The following is a 19,160-nucleotide window of genomic DNA, read 5'->3' as shown; positions in this document are numbered from 1 at the left end:
CACCGAGTCACACCCGTCACGGATGCCCGCAGATGAACCTCAAGCAACTCGCCAGCGAACTGGGCCTGTCGCCCACCACCGTCAGCCGCGCGCTGAACGGCTATCCCGAGGTTTCGGAGGCGACGCGGCTGCGCGTGGCCGAGGCGGCGCGGCATTACAATTACCGCCCGAACACCCAGGCCAAGCGCCTGGCCACCGGCCGCGCGATGGCGATCGGCCATATCATCCCGCTCTCGACCCGGCACGAGATCGTCAACCCGGTCTTCGCCGATTTCATCGCCGGCGCCGGCGAGGTCTATGCACGCGCGGGCTATGACATGGTGCTGACCATCGTCCCCGACAGCGACGAGGAGCGCGCCTATCGCGAGGTCCGCTCGAAGGGCAACGTCGACGGCATCATCGTGCACGGGCCGAAGGTGCATGACGCGCGGCTGTCGCTGCTCGAGGAGCTGGGCCTGCCCTTCGTCGTGCATGGCCGCTCGCTCGGCGCCGACCCCGGCTATTCCTGGGTCGACGTCAACAACACCCGCGCCTTCGAACGCGCGACAAGCTTCCTGCTCGACCTCGGGCATCGCCGCATCGCGCTGGTGAACGGCATCGAGACGATGGATTTCGCCGCCCGCCGCCGGCACGGGTTCGAGCGCGCGCTGGCCGCCCGCGGGCTCTCGGCCGATCCCGCGCTGATGGTCTCGGGCGAGATGACCGAGGCGCAGGGCCATGACGCGGCGCGCGACATGCTCGACCTGCCCGACCCGCCGACGGCCTTTCTCACCGCCTCGTTCCTCTCCGCCATGGGGGTGCGGCGCGCGCTGTGGGAGCGGGGCATGCGGATGGGGCGCGACGTCTCGATCGTCACCCATGACGACGAGCTGGGCTATCTGCGCAACGGCTTCGACGAACCGATCTTCACCGCCACCCGCTCCTCTGTGCGCGAGGCGGGGCGGCGCTGCGCGGCGATGCTGCTGCGCCGGATCGAGAGCGGCGCCAGCGCGCCCGAGAACGACCTGATGGAAGCGACGCTGGTGGTCGGGGCCTCGACCGGCCCGGCCCCGCGCCGCCCCGAGACGATCGACTGAAGGACAAAAGATGCTGCCAGGCCGCAGAGACTTCCCCGAGGGCTTCCTCTTCGGGGCCGCCACCTCCTCCTACCAGATCGAGGGGCACCGCTTCGGCGGCGCCGGCCCGACGCATTGGGACAGCTTCGCCGCCACCCCGGGCAATGTCGCGCGGGCCGAAAACGGGGCGGTCGCCTGCGACCATTATCACCGCTGGGCCGAGGATCTCGACCTTGTCGCCGATGCGGGCTTCGACCTTTACCGCTTCTCGACCTCCTGGGCGCGGGTGATGCCCGAAGGGCGCGGCGCGGTGAATGCCGAGGGGCTCGATTTCTACGACCGGCTCGTCGACGGCATGCTCGAACGCGGCATCAAGCCGGCACTGACCCTCTATCATTGGGAGATGCCCTCGGCGCTCGCCGATCTGGGCGGCTGGCGCAACCGCGACGTGGCGCAGTGGTTTGCCGAGTTCACCCAGGTGATCGCGCGCCGGCTCGGCGACCGGATCTGGTCCGCCGCGCCGATCAACGAGCCCTGGTGCGTGGGCTGGCTGAGCCATTTCCTCGGCGCCCATGCGCCCGGGCTGCGTGACATCCGCGCGACCGCGCGGGCGATGCACCACATCCTGCTGGCGCATGGCCAGGCGATCTCGGTGATGCGGGCCGAGGGGATGGGCAATCTCGGCGCGGTGTGCAATTTCGAATATGCGCACCCGGCCGACGCCACCCCCGAGGCCGCCTCGGCCGCGCGTCTCTATGACGCCTATTACAACCGCTTCTTCATCGAGGGGATGATGCTCGGCCGCTACCCCGACGAGGTGCTCGAGGGCTTTGCGCCGCACCTGCCCGAGGGCTGGCAGGACGATTTCGCCACGATCCGCGCGCCGCTCGACTGGTTCGGACTGAACTACTATACCTGCAAGCGCATCGCCCCCTGCGACGGTCCCTGGCCGGCGCATCGCGAGGTGGAGGGACCGTTGCCGAAGACCGACATGGGCTGGGAGATCTATCCCGAGGGGCTGCACGCCTTCCTCACCCGTGTCGCGCGCGACTACACCGGCGATCTGCCGCTTTATGTCACCGAGAACGGCATGGCCGCGCCCGATGTGCTTTCGGGCGGGAGCTGCGCCGATGCCGGCCGCATCGCCTATTACGCCGAGCATCTGGCGGCCTGCCGCCGCGCGGTCGCCGAGGGGGTGCCGCTTGCGGGCTACATGTGCTGGTCGCTGCTCGACAATTACGAATGGGCGCTTGGCTACGAGAAACGCTTCGGCCTCGTCCATGTCGATTTCGAAACCCTGAAACGCAGTCCCAAGGCGTCGTGGCACGCCTGGGCACGGGCGCTGGAGCGCTGAGATGACCCTGACCCTTCTGGCCGATATCGGCGGCACCAACACCCGCGTCGCGCTGGCCCGCGCGGGCCGCCTGCTGCCCGAGACGATCCGTCGCTATCCGAACGACCACCACCCGGCGCTGGAACCGATCCTGAGCGCCTATCTGGCCGAGGAAGGCGCGGAGCCGGTCACCGGCGCCTGTGTCGCGGCCGCGGGCCCGGTGCGCGAGGGCGTGGCGGTGATGACCAATCTCGACTGGCGGATCACGCCCGAGGGCGTCGCCAGGACCACCGGCGCCGCGCAGGTCGCGGTGCTGAACGACCTGCAGGCGCAGGGCCATGCGCTTGGAATCCTGGGCCCCGAGGCGCTGCAGCCGATCCTGCCCGGCACGCCTGCCCTGCCCGGCGCCAGCGCGCTGGTGATCGGCATCGGCACCGGCTTCAACGCCGCCCCGGTGCACGAGACCGCGGGCGGACGCTTCGTCGCAGCCTCGGAATGCGGCCATGTCACCTTGCCCGTCCGCTGCGACGAGGACATCCGCCTGATGCGGTTTCTGCAGGCCGATCATGGCTTTGCCTCGGTCGAGGATGCGCTGTCCGGGCGCGGCATCGCGGCGATCCACACCTTCCTGCGCGCCGAGACGGGACATGGCGCGCCGCGCGATGCCGCCTCGATCCTGACCGCGGTGGCAATGGGCGACGCCTTGTCGCAGGCCACGCTGCGGATCTTCGTGCGCCTGCTCGCGGGCGTCACCGGCGATCTTGCGCTGACCCACCTGCCCTTCGGCGGCATTTTCCTGTGCGGCGGCGTCGCCCGGGCCGTGGCGCCCCATCTTGCCCGGGCCGGCTTTGCCGCAGCGCTGCGCGACAAGGGCCGGTTCTCCGACTTTCTCGCCGCCTTCCCGGTGACGGTCATCGCGGACGATTACGCCGCCCTTGCGGGCTGCGCGTCCTACCTGCAGGCGCGGCGCGGCTGAGCCCGCGCCGATCGCCGTCAAGGCAATCTTAACCGCTCGGCGCTATGCCTCTTTCATGCTGGAATGAAAGGGGAACAGGTGAGCAGCCTTCTGACCGTCTATTTCATGGGGGGCGCATGACCACTCTTGCCCTCGCCCCCCGCCTCGACCTGACCCATGCCGAGCAAGCCCTGACCGCGATCCGCGCCTGCGAGGGACAGCCGCTTGTCCTCGATGCCGGCGGCGTCACCCATCTGGGCGGGCTCGGCCTGCAGATCCTGCTGGCCGCCGCCCGCAGCTGGCGCGCCGCCGGCCTCGCGCTGACCATCTCCCCGCGCTCGCCCGCCTTCGAGGAGGCCCTCACCCTCTTCGGCCTGCCGCTCGACGCCCTGCAATCGGAGGGCGCCGCATGGGCCTGACCGTTCTTGCCGTCGACGACAGCCGCACCATCCGTGACATGCTGCGCCTTGCCCTAGGCGAGGCCGGGATCACCCTGCATCTGGCCGAGGATGGCGTGCAGGGGCTCGAGATGCTGAAGGAGATCGAGCCCGACGCGATCATCTCGGACATCAACATGCCCCGCCTCGACGGCTTCGGCTTCATCGAGGCGGTGCGCCGCCAGGACCGCCACCGCGCCACGCCGATCCTGGTGCTGACGACGGAATCGGCGCCCGAGCTGAAGGCGCGCGCCCGTGCGGCCGGTGCCACCGGCTGGATCGTGAAGCCCTTCGACCCGCCGAAGCTGGTCAAGGCGCTGCACATGGTCGCGGGCTGAGGGGGGGCGCGATGGCAACCGATCCGATGGCGGAGATCCGGGCAAGCTTCTTCGTCGAATGCGAGGAGCTGCTGGAAAGCCTGCAGGATTCGCTCTCTGCCCTGCAGGACGGCAGCAGCGACAGCGAGACGGTGAACACCGTCTTTCGCGCCGTGCATTCGATCAAGGGCGGCGCCGGGGCCTTCGGGCTCGACGCGCTCGTCGCCTTCGCGCACCGCTACGAGACCGTGCTCGACGCGCTGCGCGCGGGCCGGCTCGAGGTCACGCCGGACGCCGTGCGCAGCTTCTTCCAGGCCGCCGACCTGCTGCAGGACCACGTCCGCGCCGCCCATGACGGCACGCCCGCGCCCGAGGGGGCCGAGGCGGTGCTCTGCGCGCTCGAAACGCTGATCGGCGGCCCGGCGGAGCCCGAGGTCTCGCCCGAGTTCCAGCCGGTTCCCCTCGCGTTCGAGCCGATCCCGCTTGCCCTCGACTTCGACGCGCCCGACGACCTGCCCGCCCCCGCCCGCTGGATCATCCGCTTCCGCCCCGCGGACGCGCTCTATGCCTCGGGCAACGAGCCGCTGCACCTGTTGCGCGCGCTTGCCGCCCTCGGCGCGGCCGAGGTGAGCTGCGACTCCTCGGACGTGCCGGCGCTCGAGGCGCTGCGCCCCGATGCGGCGCTGCTGTCCTGGCGCATCGCCCTGCCCGGCGAGATCGCCGAGGAAGAGCTGCGCGAGGTGTTCGATTTCGTCGAGGATGTCTGCACGCTCGAGATCGGGCGCGAGGCCGAGGCGGCCGGCGCGAGGCCGCCCGCCCCCGCCATCGTCGCCCCTCAGGCCGAGACCTCCGTCGCGCCGCCCCCCGCTGTGGCCAAGGCCCCGGCCGAGCCCGCGCCGCCGCCCGGGCAGGTCGAGCGCCGCGCCACACCGCGCGAGACCGCCGCCACCGTGCGGGTCGATCTCGACCGCATCGACCGGCTTGTGAACCTGGTGGGCGAGCTGGTCATCAACCAGGCGATGCTGGCGCAAAGCGTGGCCGAGGCCGGGCTGCCGCCGAATTCGGCGGTGATGACCGGGCTCGAGGCCTTCATGATGCTGACCCGCGACCTGCAGGACAGCGTGATGATGATCCGCGCCCAGCCGGTGAAGCCGCTGTTCCAGCGCATGGCCCGGATCGTGCGCGAGGCCTCGACCGCCGTCGGCAAGGAGGTGCGCCTGCACACCGAAGGCGAGGCGACCGAAGTCGACAAGACGGTGATCGAACGCCTGGCCGAGCCACTGACCCACATGATCCGCAACGCCGTCGACCATGGGCTCGAGACCCCCGAGCTGCGCCTTGCCGCCGGCAAGCCGGCCGAGGGGGTGATCTCGCTCACCGCGCAGCACCGCTCGGGCCGGATCGTGATCGAGGTCGCCGACGACGGCGCCGGCATCAACCGCCCGAAGGTGCGCGAGATCGCGCTCGCCCGCGGCCTGATTCCGGCCGACGCGGCGCTGACCGATGCGGAAATCGATGCGCTGCTGTTCCTGCCGGGGTTCTCGACGGCAAGCCAGGTCTCGGCGCTGTCGGGCCGCGGCGTCGGCATGGATGTGGTGCGCCAGGCGATCCAGTCACTTGGCGGCCGCGTCACGATCCAGTCGGCACCGGGCCAGGGCACCCGCTTCTCGATCTCGCTGCCGCTGACGCTCGCGGTTCTCGATGGCATGGTGGTGTCGGTCGCCGACGAGACGCTGGTGGTGCCGCTCTCCTCGATCCTCGAGACAGCGACCTTGGCCGAGGGCGACATCCGCGCACTTGGGCCGCAGACCAACGTGATCCACCTGCGCGGCGCCTTCGTGCCGCTTTACGACCTTGGCGCCGAACTCGGCTATCGCGCGCCCAAACCCTCCTACGAGGGCGGCATCGTGCTGCTCACCGCACAGGAGGACGGCTCGCGCGCCGCGCTGATCGTCGACGCGATCCACGAGCAGCGGCAGGTGGTGATCAAGGGGTTGCAGCAGGCCTATGGCCGGATCCCGGGCGTCGCCGCGGCGACGATCCTCGGCAACGGCCGCATCGCCCTGATCCTCGACACCGCCGACCTTGTCCAGACCGCCACCGGCCGCACCCGGATCAGCCCCCTCGCCCTTGCAGGATGATTGCCATGAGCACCCCCGAAAGCCCTTCCGCCGAAGTCGAGCTTCTGTCCTTCCGCCTCGCCGACGAGGAATACAGCGTCGACATCATGTCGGTGCGCGAGATCCGCGGCTGGACCCGCGCGACGCCGCTGCCGCACGCCCCGCCGCATGTGCGCGGCGTGATCAACCTGCGCGGCACGGTGCTGCCGGTGGTCGATCTCTCGGTGCGGCTTGGCATGGCGCCGGTGCCGGGCGATTCGCGCAATGTCATCATCGTCGTCCAGGTCGGCAGCCAGACCACCGGGCTGCTGGTCAACGCCGTCTCCGACATCCTGTCGCTGCCGCGCAGCGCCCTGCAGCCGCCGCCCGAGCTGCTCGCCGACGAGGAGCAGAGCTTCATCGAGGCGTTGACCATCGTCGACGGCCGGATGATCCGGGTGCTCGACCTGCGCGCGGTGCTGCCCGACCAGTCGGCCGAGGCCGCCTGAGATGGAGATCCCGCGCCTTCTTGCGCCGGACGTCCCGACCGAGACCGACCTGCAGGCCATCGCCCAGATCCTGCACAGCCGGGCCGGCATCGTCCTTGCCCCGGGCAAGGGCGCAATGGTGCAGTCGCGGCTTGGCAAGCGCCTGCGCCGGCTGGGGATCGGCGACTATCGCAGCTATCTGGCCCTCGTCACCTCGGCGAGCGGCGAGGACGAGCTGAAGGCGATGATCTCGGCCCTGACCACCAACGTCACCCATTTCTTCCGCGAAAAGCACCATTTCGAGATGCTGCGCAGCCGCGCCCTGCCGCCGCTGATCGCGCGGGCACGGGCCGGCGGGCGGGTGCGGATCTGGTCGGCCGGCTCCTCGAACGGGCAGGAGGCGTTTTCGATCGCGATGGTGCTGGCCGAGCTTGCCCCCGATCACGAGGCGCTCGACATCCGCATCCTCGCGACCGACATCGACCCGCAGGTGATCGCCTGCGGCCAGGCGGCGATCTATGACCCGCAGCTGCTCGACACCGTGCCGCCGGCGCTGCGCGCCCGCTTCTTCCAGCCGGTGCCCGCGGGCGTTCAGGTGGTCGACAGCCTGCGCCGCCTCGTCACCTTCCGCGAGCTGAACCTGCATGGCCCCTGGCCGATGCGCGGGCGGTTCAGCATCATCTTCTGCCGCAATGTCGTCATCTATTTCGATCCGCTGGCGCAGGCGCGCCTGTGGGCGCGGTTCGAGGAGGTGCTCGAACCGGGCGGCTGGATCTTCGTCGGCCATTCGGAGCGGATCGCGCGTGCCGAAAGCCGGCTCGAGACCGCGGGAATCACCACCTACAGGCTGCCCCAGGACGCCGGGGCGAACGGAGAAACGGAATGGCTTTGAGAGACCAGCTGCGTGTCCTCGTGGTGGACGACATGTCGACGAGCCGCGGGCTGATCATGCAGGCGCTCGACGGGATGGGGATTCGCCAGGTCGGGCATGCCACCGACGGCCCAAGCGCGCTGCAGACGATCGAGACCGCGCCGGCACATCTGGTGATCTCGGATTACAACATGCCCGGAATGGACGGGCTGCAGCTGCTGCAGGCGCTGCGCGGCAATGCCCGCACCAAGGGGGTCGGCTTCATCCTGATCACCGGTCGCGCCGACAGCACTCTGATCGATCTCGGGCGCCGGTTCGGAATGAACAACTTCCTGAAGAAACCCTTCACGCCTCAGGAACTGCGCGCCGGCATCGAGGCCGTGGTGGGGAGGTTGTGACCATGCGCCCTCCGGCGGGCCCCGTTTCGACGACCGGCAGCGCGCTTGCCCTCGATGCGCTGGCCGCCCGCATCGCCGAGGAGATCGACGGGCTCGCGCAGCTTTCGGGCGAGGTGCAGATTGCCCTGTCGCTGTGCCATTTCTGCGAGCACACGGACCCGGACGCGATCCGCGGTCTGCAACGGATCGACCTGATCACCCAGGCGCTCGAGGATCTCGGGCGGCTGCTGGGCACGCTGTCGCGCGAGATCCCGCAGGATCTGCAGATCGACGCGCGGATCCTGGCCTCGCAGCTGCGGCTGCAGGGGCTTGCACATGCCCTTGCCCTGCCCGGCTCCCGTGCCGTCCCGGCACGGATCGACTCGCCGCGCGAGGATGGCGAGGTGCAGTGGTTCTGAGCGGACCGGCCGGAGGGCCCCGGAGAGCCGCGACGAAAGCCCCGAGCCACGACAATGCCCCGGGAAACCGGGGCCGGCAGCGCGCCTTTCGGCGGTGGTCTTCACGAAGGGGAAGTTTGGTGAACCGGGAGGGTTTCGAACCCTCGACCCGCTGATTAAGAGTCAGCTGCTCTACCACTGAGCTACCGGTCCGACGCCTTAATCGTTCTTTCCGGCGCAGAACGCAACCCCAAGATTCCGACTTTATGACGAGGCCCGCCGAAACGGATCGTCGAACTGCCGCGGAGGGCGCCATGCGGCGGCTCCAGGTGAAACACGTCCCGAATTGCCCGCGAAACCGGGCCCGGCAGCCCGCCTTTTCGGCGGCGCTCTTCACGAAAGGGGAGTTTGGTGAACCGGGAGGGTTTCGAACCCTCGACCCGCTGATTAAGAGTCAGCTGCTCTACCACTGAGCTACCGGTCCGGCGCCTTAATCGTTCTTTCCGGGGGGGAACGCAACCCCAGAATGACAGATTTATGCAAGAATTTTCGGCACCATCGAAACGCCTCGGCAGCGCGCGGCGGAGCCCCAGGAAAACAAGGGTACGGCATTGTTTCCCATGGCCTTTTCAATGCCCCCCCACGGACACCGGTGACCGACTTCCGCCGCCCTGCCACCCGACTCGTCCGCACCGGCGGGGCCAGGGCCGAGTCGGTTTTGACCACCAGCCCTCGCCGCGCTGTCGCCTCTGTGGCCTGCGACTTCGTCGACCGCGGCACAGAAAGATCTGGCCCGCTCCGCCCCGCGCGCTTACCCTTCGCAGGAAGGGTCAGGAGGGGACAAATGCTGCGCTTCCTTTCATCCGAGCTCTGGCGGCTTCACAACACGGCCACCTGGTCGTGGCACGGCTGGATCGCCGCCTGGGCCACCGAAAAGTCGCTGCGCCAGTGGACCGTGGCGCAGGCGATCTCGATCACGCTGGCGCTGGTCGTGCACATGGGCGCCGGCGAACGCGCCCTGATCATCGCGCTCGGCTTCCTCGTGCTGGCGGCGGAACTGGCCAATACCGCGATCGAGACCATCGTGAACCGGATCAGCCCCGAGCGCAGCGACATGGCGCGCAAGGCGAAGGACGTCGGTTCGGCGATGGTGATGGTGACGGCGATCTCGGTCGGGACTGCCTGGCTTGTCGTGCTGCTGGGCTGAGGCTGCGGCTCACGGTTGACCCGAAGGGCCCGATCGCCTATGTGCTGCGACAAGGTGCCGGGCACCTGCCGCCTGCAGACTCACGTCACGGTGAAGCCCGGAAGAAGACGACATCTCACCCCCCGATGCATTTCGCGGTGTGGGCAACGCAGGCTCCCATCCCTTCTGAAATGCCGATCCAGAGGAGTGAGCGATGTCCGTCCGACACGCCGTTCAACCACGACATCCGGTCCCGCCGACCTTCCGCGCGGAGGCACGGCCATGATGACCCTCGACGAGGCCAAGGCGCAGGCCAAGGCCCTGCGCGCGGCGCTTCTGGCGCAGGGCACGGCAATCAGCCATGCGCAGGCGCTTGAGCTGGTCGCGCGCCAGCAGGGCGCGAAGGACTGGAACACGCTGCACGCGCGCCTTGCCCTGCGCAATGCCCCGCCCGAGCTTGCGCTTGGCGATGCGGTGTCCGGCCGCTATCTGGGCCAGCCCTTCACCGGGCGGATCATCGGCCTTTCGGGGCCCGACAGTCACCGCCACATCGAGATCCGCTTCGACACGCCGGTCGATGTCGTGCGCTTCGAGAGTTTCTCGAACCTGCGCACGCAGATCCGCGCGACGATCAACGCCGAGGGGCGGTCGCACAGCCACACCTCGGACGGCGTGCCGCATCTGGTGATCGAGATGGGGGGGCGCTAGCGCCCCCCTGCCCCTCAGCCGATCAGCGGCGAGGCCCCGCCATAGGTCTCGTCGTAATGGCGCTTCAGCCGCATCAGCGCGATCCGCAGCACGATCTTGCCCGAGCGCGCCGACCAGCCCATCCGCCGCTCGGCGGTCTCGAGCCCCTCGAGAAAGCAGCAACAGCGCAACACCATGTCGCCGAGCCCCGGCCCGAGGTCACGCAGCGCCGCGGCGACGCGATCGCGGGCGCGCTCCGAGCCGCCCGCCCCCGGGCCGAGATCGGGACGATAGCCCGTGCGCTCGCCCCCGGTCAGGAAGCGTTCCCAGTTCTGCGCAACGCGCGGGCCGATCTGGGCAAGCTCGAAATCCTCGCGCAGCCGCTCGCCCGCGGCGACAAGATCCGCGCCAAGGAAGGGCTGCCCCTGCGCATCGCGCCGCCGCGCCAGCACCGCAAGCGGGCTTTCGGCGAGGTTCGCGCGCAGCCGCCGCGGCCGGGCGCCGTCCTCGGCCACCGCGCGCTCGCCCCAGTCGCGGTGCTGCCCGGCAAAGGTCGAGCCCGGATCCTTGCCCGCCGGCAGACCGCGGGCCAGGTTCTCCTCCTCGATCATCCGCTTCAGCGCGGCGCGCCCGGCGACGGTGATCTCATAGCTCGTCACCCGCGCCGCATGGCGCACCTGGATCCAGTCCTTCAGCGCGAAGGCCCGGGCCAGCGCGCGCTCGGTCACCGCGGTGCGCACCGTGCCGCGCAGCACCACGGCCTTGTCCATGTCGTCGGCAATGACGAGAAGGGCCGCGGGTTCGGCCAGGCGGCGCAGGATCCGGCGCCCCTCGCGCGCCACAAGCTCCTCGTCCGCGGGAAGGCCCGGGGTGCGGATCGGTGCGGTCATCTCGGTCTCGTCCTCTCGATGAACGGCCGTCTCGACGAAGGCGGAGCCATGACCGAGACGCGCCAGCGCCTCGTCGACCAGCGGGTCGTCCCGCCGCGCCTCGACCCGGCGCACGCGGCGCAGAACGGTTGAGGCTGCGCAGCCCTCGGCCCGCGCCAGCTGCCGGATCGGGATCCCCTCCTCGACATGGCGCAGATAGAGCCGCGCATGGTCCGGCAGCCATGCAGGAAGCGGCGTCAGAAACGGGCTGATCGTCGTCATGTCTTCCCCCGGATCGGCGCCGGCACCGTCGCCGTGCCGCCATTTCGTCGTTAACAACCGTGGGTTGTTTTGATTACCCGTCCGTTAACAGCTCGGGCGACCCCCAGATTTCTTTAGAAAGTCTAAAGATCTCAAAACGCGCCGCACGGTTGAGTGCGGCTTTGCGCAACACCCGTAAAGGTTGAGTGAAGCTGGGCCGGTCTTTGCACGGGGGCCCGCCATGACCGACCTTCACGAGATCCTTGCCACCCTGCGCCGGCCGCGCCTGCTGATCCGCGCCGCACGCTGTGGCCAGGGCGACTACAACCGCGCGCGCGACCTGCGGCGGCTGATGCGGCTGGCGCAGGTGCCCACGCCCGAGGCGGCGCTGCGCGCGCTGATCGTCGAGGAGGCCACGCTCGAGGCGCAGCGGCGCGAGGGGGGCGCGCAATACAGTCTGACGCGCCACATCGAGCTGTTGATCGCGATGATGGCCGAGGCGCGGCTTCTGCCGCGCACCGGCGCCTGATCAGCGGGCGCGGAACAGCGTGCCCAAAACGCCGCGCACGATCTGCTGGCCGGCCTTGGTGCCAAGCTGGCGCACCAGGCTCTTGCCGAAGGTCTCGAGCAGGCTGTCGTTGCGCGAGGAGCTGCTGCGCCGGGTCGGGGGCGTGGCCTTGGCCGTCTTGCCCCCGTCATAGCGGCGCGCATTCCTGAACTCGCGCGCCGCGTCGGCCGTCGCGGCCTTGTCCTGCGCGGCCGTCTCCTCGGCCTCGGCCGCATCCTGTGCGGCGGCGGCCGCGCGCGCGGTGAGGATCTCGTAGGCCGACTCGCGGTCGATGACCTTGTCGTATTTCAGCCCGAAGGGAGAGCCGGCCAGAATCGCGCGACGCTCCTCGGGCGTCAGCGGGCCAAGCCGCGATTGCGGCGGGCGCACGAGGGTGCGCTCGACCATGCCCGGCACGCCCTTCGCCTCGAGGAAGGAGGTCACCGCCTCGCCGGTGCCGACCTCGCGGATCGCATCCTCGGTGTCGAAACGCGGATTGGCGCGGTAGTTTTCGGCCGCGCGCTTCAGATCCTTCTGGTCGCGCGCGGTGAAGGCGCGCAGCGCGTGCTGCACCCGGTTGCCGAGCTGGCCGAGGATGTCCTCGGGCACGTCCGCCGGGTTCTGCGTGACGAAATAGACCCCCACCCCCTTCGAGCGGATCAGCCGAGCCACCTGCTCGACCTTGTCGACCAGCGCCTTCGGCGCGTCATCGAACAGAAGATGCGCCTCGTCGAAGAAGAAGACGAATTTCGGCTTGTCCGGGTCGCCCACCTCGGGCAGCTGCTCGAAAAGCTCTGACAGCAGCCAGAGCAGGAAGGTCGCGTAAAGCCGCGGGCTGCCCATCAGCTTGTCGGCGGCCAGCACGTTGACCCGGCCGCGCCCGTCGGGCGCCGGGATCATCATGTCGGCGAGATCGAGCGCCGGCTCGCCGAAGAACTTCACCGCGCCCTGGTTCTCGAGGACCAGAAGCGCGCGCTGGATCGCCCCCACCGATTGCGTCGCGATATTGCCGTAGCGCAGCGACAGCTCGTCGGCGCGCTCGCCGATATCGACCAGCATCGCCCGCAGGTCCGCCATGTCGAGCAGCGCCAGCCCCTCGCTGTCGGCGACGTGGAAGGCGATGTTCAGCACCCCCTCCTGCGCCTCGGTCAGGCCGAGCAGCCGCGACAGCAGCAAGGGCCCCATGTCGGAGACGGTGGTGCGCACCGGGTGGCCCTGCTCTCCAAAGAGATCCCAGAAGGTGACCGGGAAATCGCGATAGGACAGGTCATAGCCGATCGTCGCGGCGCGGGCGGCAAAGGCCTCGTGCAGCTTGCCCGTGGCCGTGCCCGCCATCGCGATGCCGGCAAGGTCGCCCTTCACGTCGGCCATGAAGACCGGCACACCGGCGGCCGAGAACGCCTCGGCCAGCACCTGCAGGGTCACGGTCTTGCCGGTGCCGGTGGCGCCCGCCACCAGACCGTGCCGGTTGCCGTATTTCAGCAGCAACTGCTGCGGCAGTGCATGCCCCTCGCCGCCGCCGCCCACGAAGATCCCCGCCTCGGTCAGAACACCCGTCATCCGTCCCTCACACCCCTGCGCCCCGGTCCGGGCGCGCATCACCGTTACCCGGCAGAATACAAATTTAACCTCTCGCTGCCAGCCTGAACCTGTCCCCCGGCGCGCAGGGCCCGCACCGGGGGCCCTCCTCCCTGTCGGACTGGCCGCACCCCGCAAAGGTGCCGCATTTTTTCATGAAAACAGGCATTTACAGAAGCGTCATTTGACAGTTGACGAAAATTTCGTTCCGATTTAGCGTTCACCCCAATGACAAAGTCGGCCCAGTCCGGCAGGGGGAAAGATGGAAAGGGCTCCGCATGCGGAGCCCTTTTCTTCTGCCCCGCCTCACCTGCCGCTCACGCAACTGTAATGGTCCGCGCCCCTCTGCCTGCCCCCCCGCGCGGTTTTGCCCGCTGACAGGCGCTTGCGGCCGTGCTAGGTCGACGGGGACACCCGTTCAGCATGGAAGGCTAGAATGACTGAGCTGACGAAACGCCTCGCGATCGCGCTGACCCTGGGCCTTGCCGCCCCGGCCGCCTTCGCGCAGGACACCCCCGCGACCGACGGCGCCGCGACGACTCCTCCTGCTGCCGAGGCTCCGGCCGCGGCCGCCCCCGCCACCCCGGCGCAGACCCCGGCGCCCGCCGCCGACAAGCAGCCCGACGGCCCCGGCACGACCTACATCGCCAAGACCTTCGACGACTGGGCGCTGCAATGCGTGCACACCGAAGACGGCAATGACCCGTGCCAGATGTATCAGCTGCTGAAGGACGAGAAGGGCAACAACGTCGCCGACATCTCGATGGTGGCACTGACCGGCAGCGCCAAGGCGGTCGCCGGTGCGACGATCATGACCCCGCTCGAAACGCTGCTGACGCAGGGCGTGACGCTGAAGATCGACACCAACGAGGCGCGGTCCTACCCCTTCACCTTCTGCGCTCCGGTGGGCTGCTTCGCCCGCGTCGGCCTGACCGCCGAAGAGCTTGCCGCCTTCAAGAAGGGCAACAAGGTCTCGATGACGGTGGTTCCGGTCGCCGCGCCCGATCACCCGGTGACGGTGGCGATCTCGCTCAAGGGCTTCACCGCCGCCTATGACGCGGTGACCAAGGTCAGCGCGCAGACCTCGGCTTCGCCGGCGCCGGCCCCGAAACAGTGATCGGCCGCTGAAAACCTGCAAGGGTTTGCGACGCCTCCCCTCGGGGAGGCGTCCTGCATTTCACGCCCGGCTCAGCACCAGCACCGCGTTGAGCCCGCCGAAGGCGAAGGCATTCGACATCGCGACCGAGACATCGGCCGTCCGCGCCACATTCGGCACCACGTCGAGCGGGCAATCCGGGTCAGGCGCCTGAAAGCCCAGCGTGGGTGCCAGCACCCCGTCGCGCAGCGCCAGAAGACAGGCGAGCAGCTCGACCGCCCCGGTCGCGCCGATGCAATGCCCGTGCGCCGCCTTGGTCGAGGAAACGGGCGGCGGCGCATCCCCGAAAACCGTGCGGATCGCCGCGGCCTCGGTGCGGTCGTTCGCCGCCGTGCCGGTGCCATGGGCGTTGATATAGCCGACCTCTGCGGGCGCGATCCCGGCATCGGCGAGCGCGCCGCGCATCGCCCGCGTCGCGCCCTCGACCGAGGGCATGACGATGTCGCCCGCGTCCGAGGTCATCGCGAAACCGCGGATCTCGGCGAGGATCTCGGCGCCCCGGGCCCGCGCGGCCTCGTACTCCTCGAGCACGAAGACGGCCGCGCCCTCGCCCTGCACCATGCCGGTGCGGCCCAGGCTGAACGGGTGGCAGCCCTCGGGCGACATCACCCGCAGCCCCTCCCAGGCCTTCAGCCCGCCGAAGTTCAGCATCGATTCCGAGCCGCCCGCCAACATCCCGTCGGCCATGCCGGCGCGGATCATCTGGAAGGCCAGACCGATCGCGTGGTTCGAGCTGGCACAGGCGGTGGCAACGGAGAACGCCGGCCCCATCAGCCCCCAGGCCATGGTGAGATGCGAGGCGGCGGCATTGTTCATCAGCCGCGGCACGGTGAAGGGATGGACGCGGTTCTTGCCCTCGGCAAAGACGGCGCGGAAGGCGTCGTTCACCGTGCCGTTGCCGCCGCCCGCCGTGCCCATCACGCAGCCCCAGCGGACCGGATCGCCCGGCACCGCGGCCAGCCCCGCCTGCGCCATCGCCTCGCCCGCCGCAACGAGGGCGAATTGCGTGAAGCGGTCATAGAGGGAAAGCTTCGTTCGGTCGAAGAGCGCCTCGGGCTCCCAGCCCGTCACCTGCGCCCCGATCCGGATGGACAGCCTCTCGACATCGGGCAGGTCGAGCGGCCCGATGCCCGTGCGCCCCTCGGCCATGGCCGCAAGGGTTCCGGGCAGGTCCCGGGCCAGGGCGTTGACCGTCCCGGCCCCGGTGATGACGACGCGCCGCATCGGCTCAGGCAACCGCCGCCGCCGGCCCCGCGATCAGCCGCTCGACCGCGCGCACGATCGCCCCGACCGAGGAGACGTCGAACTCGGTCTGCGTCGGCTCGTTGGCATTGAAGGGCACGGAGACGCCGAAGGTCTCCTCGATGGCGAAGATCATCTCGACGAGGCCGAGACTGTCGAGCCCCAGCTCCTCGAGCGTCATCTCGGGGCGCACCTCCGCAGGCTCGAGCACCGCCTCGCGGGCGATGATGGAAATGATCTGGTCTTCCACGTCTGGCCTCATCTGCCGTTAATTTCCGCCCTTCTTTTCGGACAGCTTTGCAACAGTTTCGCGAAGCTCGGCCACCTGTGCAAACAATCTTGTCAGACGGCGGATATTTTTCCAGGCCTCGACATGGGTCTTCATGTTGATCGCCGGATAACCAAGCAGCACGCGACCGGCGGGGGCATTCGACATGATCTTCGTGCCGCCGCCGGCGATCACGTCATCGCCGACGAAGATGTTATCCGACACGCCGACCTGCCCCGCCAGCACCACGCGGTTGCCGATCCGGGTCGAGCCCGCGACGCCCGCCTGACCGCACAGCAGGCAGTCCTCGCCCACCTGCACGTTGTGGCCGATGTGCACGAAGTTGTCGATCTTCGTGCCCCGCCCGACCGAGGTCGCGCGCACCGTGCCGCGGTCGACGCAGGCATTGGCGCCGATCTCGACGTCATCGGCGATCTCGACGGTGCCGAGCGAATGGATGCGGTGCCAGTGCTGATCGTGGAAATGGGCGCGCTCGCCCAGCGTCTCGCGGATCTCCTCGACGCCCGACTTCTCGGCGGTGACGAAGGAGAAGCCGTCGGCGCCGATCACCGCGCCCGGGTGGCAGATGAAGCGATCGCCGATCACCACCCGCGCGCAGATCCGGGCGCCGTAGAGGATCAGCGCATCCGCCCCGATCCGGGTGCCTTCGGCGATCACCGCATGCGCCCCGATGCGGGCGTTCGGGCCGATGCTCACGCCGCGTCCGATCACCACGAAGGGGCCGATCGCGGCATTCTCGCCGATCTCGGCCGTGGGGTCGACCAGCGCCGTCGGATGGATGCCCGGCGCGATCTCCGGGCCCGGATCGAACGCCTTCGACAACCCCGCCATCGCAAGCCGGGGGCGTTCGACGAAGATCGCCGCCTCGAGCCCGTAGGAACGCCAGTCCGCCCCCTCGAACAGAAGCGCCGCGCGCGCCTCGCCGGCCCGGATGCCGTCGGCGTATTTCGGGCTCATCGCAAGGGCAAGCTGGCGCTGGCCGGCGGCCGCAGGCTCGGACGCGCCGTCGATCGGCAGGCTCAGGTCGCCCTCCGCCCGCGCATTCAGCGCCCGCGCAATGGTTTCAACGGTCTGTGCCATGCCTGCCTCCTCGAGATCCGGCGCCCGGAGGAACGCCCGTCTCCGATCTAGTTCGAGAGCACCGGCAATTCCACCCCTGCCTTTTCAAGCGCGGCAAAGAGCGCGGCATCGCGGCCATAGACATCGGCGCGATATTCCATCCGTCCGCTCGCCGTCGGCCAGGCGGTGAAATAGACCAGATGCACCGGCACCGGCGTCTCCAGCCGCACCGTCGTCTCCTGCCCGGTGGCGAGGATCTGCTGGAAATAGGCCTCTGGGTCGGCCGCCTGCGGCGCCAGCAGCGCATAGGCCAGCTCGAAGGGTTTGCCGACCCGCACGCAGCCATGGCTGAAGGCGCGCACGTCCTTGCTGAACAGCGATTTCGACGGCGTGTCGTGCAGGTAGATGTTGTACTTGTTCGGGAACAGGAACTTCACCAGCCCGAGCGCATTGCCATCCGACGGCGGCTGCTTCATCGCGAAGGGGAAGGTCTTGTCGGTGTAGGCGGCGAAATTCACCGCCGAGCGCGGCACGGTGCGGCCCCGGCTGTCGACCAGGTTGATATGCGCCGCCGCATTCGGGTTGCGCTGCATCATCGGCAGGTATTCCTTGACGGTGATCGAGCGCGGCACGGACCAGCTCGGGTTGATCACCATCATCTCCATCTCGTCCGAGAATTCGGGCGTGCGGCGGTCGGCCTGGTTCTGGCCGACGACGGTCACCGTCTCGAAGGTGGTCTTGCCGTGATCTACGATGCGGGCCGAGAAATCGGTGATGTTCACCCAGATGTGGCGCGCGCCGAGGTCGATCCCGTTCATCCAGCGCAGCCGCTCCATCGCGACGAGGATCGACCGCATCCGCTCCTCGGGGCTGCGGTTGATCTCGGCAAGCGTCGCCTCGCCGGCGACGCCGTCGGACTTGAGACCAAGGTCGAGCTGATACTGCTGCACCGCCTTCTGCAGCGCCGCGTCATAGCGCGGGCTAGCCGAGCGGCCGAGATACCCCATCGCCTGCAGCCGGTCACGCAGGGCGATCACCGCCGCCCCGCTTTCGCCCGGGCGCAGCACCTTCGCCGGCACCGTCGCGCCCCAGCCGCCCTGCGCCATCTGCGCCGCAAGGTCGAGCCGCGCGCGCATCAGCTGGGCGTATTGCGGCGCGCTCGGGGCGAGATCGCGCAGGAAGCGCGCCGGCACCTCGGCCGCGGCAAAGCCCGCGATCAGCTCGGCGGTGTCGCGGCGGGGGATCTCGCGCACCAGACCCGGATCGATCTTCTTCGGCTCGAGCACGCCGTTCGAGACGTCATGCGCATAATCCGCCCAGGTGCGGGACATGTCGGCCTCGAGCAGGCCGCGCTCGCGCTCGGAGCGGATCGAGGCAAAGCGCGCCCGCAGCCCCGCGGCATCATAGTGGTCGACCGGCAGGCCATGCGCCCCGGCCCCGTCGAGGGCGGCGAAGAAGGCGGCGCGGCGGTCGGCATCGGCACCGGTCGTCCAGATCGGCGCATAGCTGCGCGCGGCATAGAAGGCGGCGAGGCCCTCGTTGCCGGCCACGCCCTCGGCTACCGCCTGCGAAAACCCGTCGATCATCGGCGCGCCGGCATCGGTCGGCAGCACCGTTCCGCCGATCGCCGTGCCCGCCATCAACGCCGCCAGCAGCGCCGCGCCGCCGAAACCGCGCATCGCACCCCACATCTGCCCGTTCCCCCTGAAACATCAATGTTCCCAGCGTCCTGCAAAAGCCCGGAACTGTCCAGATCTGCGCAACAAAGCGGCACGGGTTGCGGCGCCGAAGGCACAGCGGTGCGACGGCTGCGCAACAGGCAAGCAAATTGGGCAGAAACCTGCCGATTTTCCCCCTTGCGTTCTGCCGATCCCGATTCCGCGATTGGAACACGGCAGAGCCTGTGCCATAACTGTGCCATGGTAGGGGGTAGGCAGGTTTCAACCGCACGTCGAA

Annotated in this window: 20 protein-coding genes and 2 tRNA genes; 14 read left to right on the top strand and 8 right to left on the bottom strand. The window is 69.3% G+C overall.

Translation table 11 applies throughout. The features are described 5' to 3' along the window. The first annotated feature begins 32 nt into the window (after positions 1–32). The 10 genes from AC0QTQ_RS09215 (at position 33) to AC0QTQ_RS09170 (ending at position 8,351) form a co-directional block, all read left to right on the top strand. Positions 33–1,076, top strand: coding sequence for a LacI family DNA-binding transcriptional regulator (locus AC0QTQ_RS09215; RefSeq protein WP_480256329.1), 1,044 nt, complete (start codon positions 33–35; stop codon positions 1,074–1,076). 10 nt (positions 1,077–1,086) lie between these two features. Continuing rightward, positions 1,087–2,409, top strand: coding sequence for a GH1 family beta-glucosidase (locus AC0QTQ_RS09210; RefSeq protein ID WP_480256328.1), 1,323 nt, complete (start codon positions 1,087–1,089; stop codon positions 2,407–2,409). 1 nt (position 2,410) lies between these two features. Further along, complete coding sequence (locus tag AC0QTQ_RS09205) at positions 2,411–3,364, top strand: glucokinase (protein ID WP_480256327.1); 954 nt, start codon at positions 2,411–2,413, stop codon at positions 3,362–3,364. Positions 3,365–3,480: 116 nt separating this feature from the next. Next, positions 3,481–3,762, top strand: a complete 282-nt coding sequence (locus AC0QTQ_RS09200; protein ID WP_480256326.1) for an STAS domain-containing protein — start codon at positions 3,481–3,483, stop codon at positions 3,760–3,762. After that, positions 3,753–4,118: a response regulator gene (locus AC0QTQ_RS09195; protein ID WP_480256325.1), complete on the top strand. Its 366-nt coding sequence runs from the start codon at positions 3,753–3,755 to the stop codon at positions 4,116–4,118. Before AC0QTQ_RS09200 ends, AC0QTQ_RS09195 begins: the two co-directional genes overlap by 10 nt. Positions 4,119–4,129: 11 nt before the next feature. Further along, entirely contained in the window at positions 4,130–6,238 is a 2,109-nt protein-coding gene (locus AC0QTQ_RS09190; protein ID WP_480256324.1) for a chemotaxis protein CheA, read from the top strand. A 5-nt stretch (positions 6,239–6,243) separates the two neighbouring features. Then, on the top strand, positions 6,244–6,705 hold the full coding sequence (locus AC0QTQ_RS09185) for a chemotaxis protein CheW (RefSeq protein WP_121532181.1): 462 nt from the start codon (positions 6,244–6,246) through the stop codon (positions 6,703–6,705). Position 6,706: 1 nt separating this feature from the next. Then, a complete protein-coding gene (locus tag AC0QTQ_RS09180) occupies positions 6,707–7,576 on the top strand; it encodes a CheR family methyltransferase (protein WP_480259180.1) in 870 nt (289 codons plus the stop codon). Next, the gene (locus AC0QTQ_RS09175; RefSeq protein WP_480259179.1) at positions 7,567–7,953 is read left to right on the top strand and encodes a response regulator; all 387 of its coding nucleotides are present in this window, start codon (positions 7,567–7,569) and stop codon (positions 7,951–7,953) included. Before AC0QTQ_RS09180 ends, AC0QTQ_RS09175 begins: the two co-directional genes overlap by 10 nt. A gap of 2 nt (positions 7,954–7,955) precedes the next feature. Further along, entirely contained in the window at positions 7,956–8,351 is a 396-nt protein-coding gene (locus tag AC0QTQ_RS09170; RefSeq protein ID WP_480259178.1) for a hypothetical protein, read from the top strand. Between the two features lie 117 nt (positions 8,352–8,468). On the opposite strand, the gene AC0QTQ_RS09165 is transcribed toward AC0QTQ_RS09170, so the two are convergent. Both AC0QTQ_RS09165 and AC0QTQ_RS09160 read right to left on the bottom strand, forming a co-directional pair. Further along, a tRNA-Lys gene (locus AC0QTQ_RS09165) sits at positions 8,469–8,543 on the bottom strand. A gap of 196 nt (positions 8,544–8,739) precedes the next feature. Next, positions 8,740–8,814: transfer RNA gene (locus AC0QTQ_RS09160), tRNA-Lys, on the bottom strand. Positions 8,815–9,174: 360 nt separating this feature from the next. Here AC0QTQ_RS09160 and AC0QTQ_RS09155 point away from each other — a divergent pair. Together AC0QTQ_RS09155 and AC0QTQ_RS09150 are read left to right on the top strand one after the other, a co-directional pair. Continuing rightward, complete coding sequence (locus AC0QTQ_RS09155; protein ID WP_480259177.1) at positions 9,175–9,537, top strand: diacylglycerol kinase; 363 nt, start codon at positions 9,175–9,177, stop codon at positions 9,535–9,537. A 261-nt stretch (positions 9,538–9,798) separates the two neighbouring features. Then, positions 9,799–10,224, top strand: coding sequence for a glyoxalase superfamily protein (locus tag AC0QTQ_RS09150; RefSeq protein ID WP_220668830.1), 426 nt, complete (start codon positions 9,799–9,801; stop codon positions 10,222–10,224). 14 nt (positions 10,225–10,238) lie between these two features. Here the strand turns inward: AC0QTQ_RS09150 and AC0QTQ_RS09145 are convergent, their stop codons facing one another. Next, entirely contained in the window at positions 10,239–11,354 is a 1,116-nt protein-coding gene (locus AC0QTQ_RS09145) for a DUF6456 domain-containing protein (protein ID WP_480259176.1), read from the bottom strand. A gap of 220 nt (positions 11,355–11,574) precedes the next feature. On the opposite strand from AC0QTQ_RS09145, the gene AC0QTQ_RS09140 reads away from it, so the two are divergent. Further along, positions 11,575–11,862, top strand: coding sequence for a DUF6477 family protein (locus AC0QTQ_RS09140; RefSeq protein ID WP_480259175.1), 288 nt, complete (start codon positions 11,575–11,577; stop codon positions 11,860–11,862). Here AC0QTQ_RS09140 and AC0QTQ_RS09135 read toward each other — a convergent pair whose 3' ends face one another. Then, positions 11,863–13,440, bottom strand: a complete 1,578-nt coding sequence (locus tag AC0QTQ_RS09135; RefSeq protein WP_480259174.1) for a helicase HerA-like domain-containing protein — start codon at positions 13,438–13,440, stop codon at positions 11,863–11,865. 454 nt (positions 13,441–13,894) lie between these two features. Here AC0QTQ_RS09135 and AC0QTQ_RS09130 point away from each other — a divergent pair, with 454 nt between their 5' ends. After that, a complete protein-coding gene (locus AC0QTQ_RS09130) occupies positions 13,895–14,575 on the top strand; it encodes an invasion associated locus B family protein (RefSeq protein ID WP_480259173.1) in 681 nt (226 codons plus the stop codon). Positions 14,576–14,635: 60 nt separating this feature from the next. Here AC0QTQ_RS09130 and AC0QTQ_RS09125 read toward each other — a convergent pair whose 3' ends face one another. Genes AC0QTQ_RS09125 through AC0QTQ_RS09110 form a run of 4 tightly spaced genes read right to left on the bottom strand, consistent with a single transcriptional unit; the run spans position 14,636 to position 18,895 of the window. Beyond that, on the bottom strand, positions 14,636–15,838 hold the full coding sequence (locus AC0QTQ_RS09125; protein WP_480259211.1) for a beta-ketoacyl-[acyl-carrier-protein] synthase family protein: 1,203 nt from the start codon (positions 15,836–15,838) through the stop codon (positions 14,636–14,638). A gap of 4 nt (positions 15,839–15,842) precedes the next feature. Beyond that, positions 15,843–16,118, bottom strand: coding sequence for an acyl carrier protein (locus AC0QTQ_RS09120; RefSeq protein WP_480259172.1), 276 nt, complete (start codon positions 16,116–16,118; stop codon positions 15,843–15,845). A gap of 6 nt (positions 16,119–16,124) precedes the next feature. Next, a complete protein-coding gene (locus AC0QTQ_RS09115) occupies positions 16,125–17,225 on the bottom strand; it encodes a UDP-3-O-(3-hydroxymyristoyl)glucosamine N-acyltransferase (RefSeq protein WP_480259171.1) in 1,101 nt (366 codons plus the stop codon). A gap of 47 nt (positions 17,226–17,272) precedes the next feature. Then, a complete protein-coding gene (locus tag AC0QTQ_RS09110; RefSeq protein WP_480259170.1) occupies positions 17,273–18,895 on the bottom strand; it encodes a L,D-transpeptidase family protein in 1,623 nt (540 codons plus the stop codon). Between the last annotated feature and the right edge of the window lie 265 nt (positions 18,896–19,160).

The sequence above is a fragment of the Paenirhodobacter sp. YD-8 genome (genome assembly GCF_056590935.1).
Note: the sequence above shows the minus strand (reverse complement) of the source record. Positions and strands in the feature narration are given on the sequence as shown.

Coding starts and splice junctions, on each gene's coding strand:
- AC0QTQ_RS09135 (WP_480259174.1), bottom strand. CDS start 13,440: ATGACGGGTGTTCTGACCGAGGCGGGGATCTTCGTGGGCGGCGGCGGC.
- AC0QTQ_RS09110 (WP_480259170.1), bottom strand. CDS start 18,895: ATGTGGGGTGCGATGCGCGGTTTCGGCGGCGCGGCGCTGCTGGCGGCG.
- AC0QTQ_RS09195 (WP_480256325.1), top strand. CDS start 3,753: ATGGGCCTGACCGTTCTTGCCGTCGACGACAGCCGCACCATCCGTGAC.
- AC0QTQ_RS09150 (WP_220668830.1), top strand. CDS start 9,799: ATGATGACCCTCGACGAGGCCAAGGCGCAGGCCAAGGCCCTGCGCGCG.
- AC0QTQ_RS09200 (WP_480256326.1), top strand. CDS start 3,481: ATGACCACTCTTGCCCTCGCCCCCCGCCTCGACCTGACCCATGCCGAG.
- AC0QTQ_RS09210 (WP_480256328.1), top strand. CDS start 1,087: ATGCTGCCAGGCCGCAGAGACTTCCCCGAGGGCTTCCTCTTCGGGGCC.
- AC0QTQ_RS09175 (WP_480259179.1), top strand. CDS start 7,567: ATGGCTTTGAGAGACCAGCTGCGTGTCCTCGTGGTGGACGACATGTCG.
- AC0QTQ_RS09205 (WP_480256327.1), top strand. CDS start 2,411: ATGACCCTGACCCTTCTGGCCGATATCGGCGGCACCAACACCCGCGTC.
- AC0QTQ_RS09115 (WP_480259171.1), bottom strand. CDS start 17,225: ATGGCACAGACCGTTGAAACCATTGCGCGGGCGCTGAATGCGCGGGCG.
- AC0QTQ_RS09140 (WP_480259175.1), top strand. CDS start 11,575: ATGACCGACCTTCACGAGATCCTTGCCACCCTGCGCCGGCCGCGCCTG.
- AC0QTQ_RS09145 (WP_480259176.1), bottom strand. CDS start 11,354: ATGACGACGATCAGCCCGTTTCTGACGCCGCTTCCTGCATGGCTGCCG.
- AC0QTQ_RS09190 (WP_480256324.1), top strand. CDS start 4,130: ATGGCAACCGATCCGATGGCGGAGATCCGGGCAAGCTTCTTCGTCGAA.
- AC0QTQ_RS09120 (WP_480259172.1), bottom strand. CDS start 16,118: ATGAGGCCAGACGTGGAAGACCAGATCATTTCCATCATCGCCCGCGAG.
- AC0QTQ_RS09130 (WP_480259173.1), top strand. CDS start 13,895: ATGACTGAGCTGACGAAACGCCTCGCGATCGCGCTGACCCTGGGCCTT.
- AC0QTQ_RS09155 (WP_480259177.1), top strand. CDS start 9,175: ATGCTGCGCTTCCTTTCATCCGAGCTCTGGCGGCTTCACAACACGGCC.
- AC0QTQ_RS09215 (WP_480256329.1), top strand. CDS start 33: ATGAACCTCAAGCAACTCGCCAGCGAACTGGGCCTGTCGCCCACCACC.
- AC0QTQ_RS09180 (WP_480259180.1), top strand. CDS start 6,707: ATGGAGATCCCGCGCCTTCTTGCGCCGGACGTCCCGACCGAGACCGAC.
- AC0QTQ_RS09170 (WP_480259178.1), top strand. CDS start 7,956: ATGCGCCCTCCGGCGGGCCCCGTTTCGACGACCGGCAGCGCGCTTGCC.
- AC0QTQ_RS09185 (WP_121532181.1), top strand. CDS start 6,244: ATGAGCACCCCCGAAAGCCCTTCCGCCGAAGTCGAGCTTCTGTCCTTC.
- AC0QTQ_RS09125 (WP_480259211.1), bottom strand. CDS start 15,838: ATGCGGCGCGTCGTCATCACCGGGGCCGGGACGGTCAACGCCCTGGCC.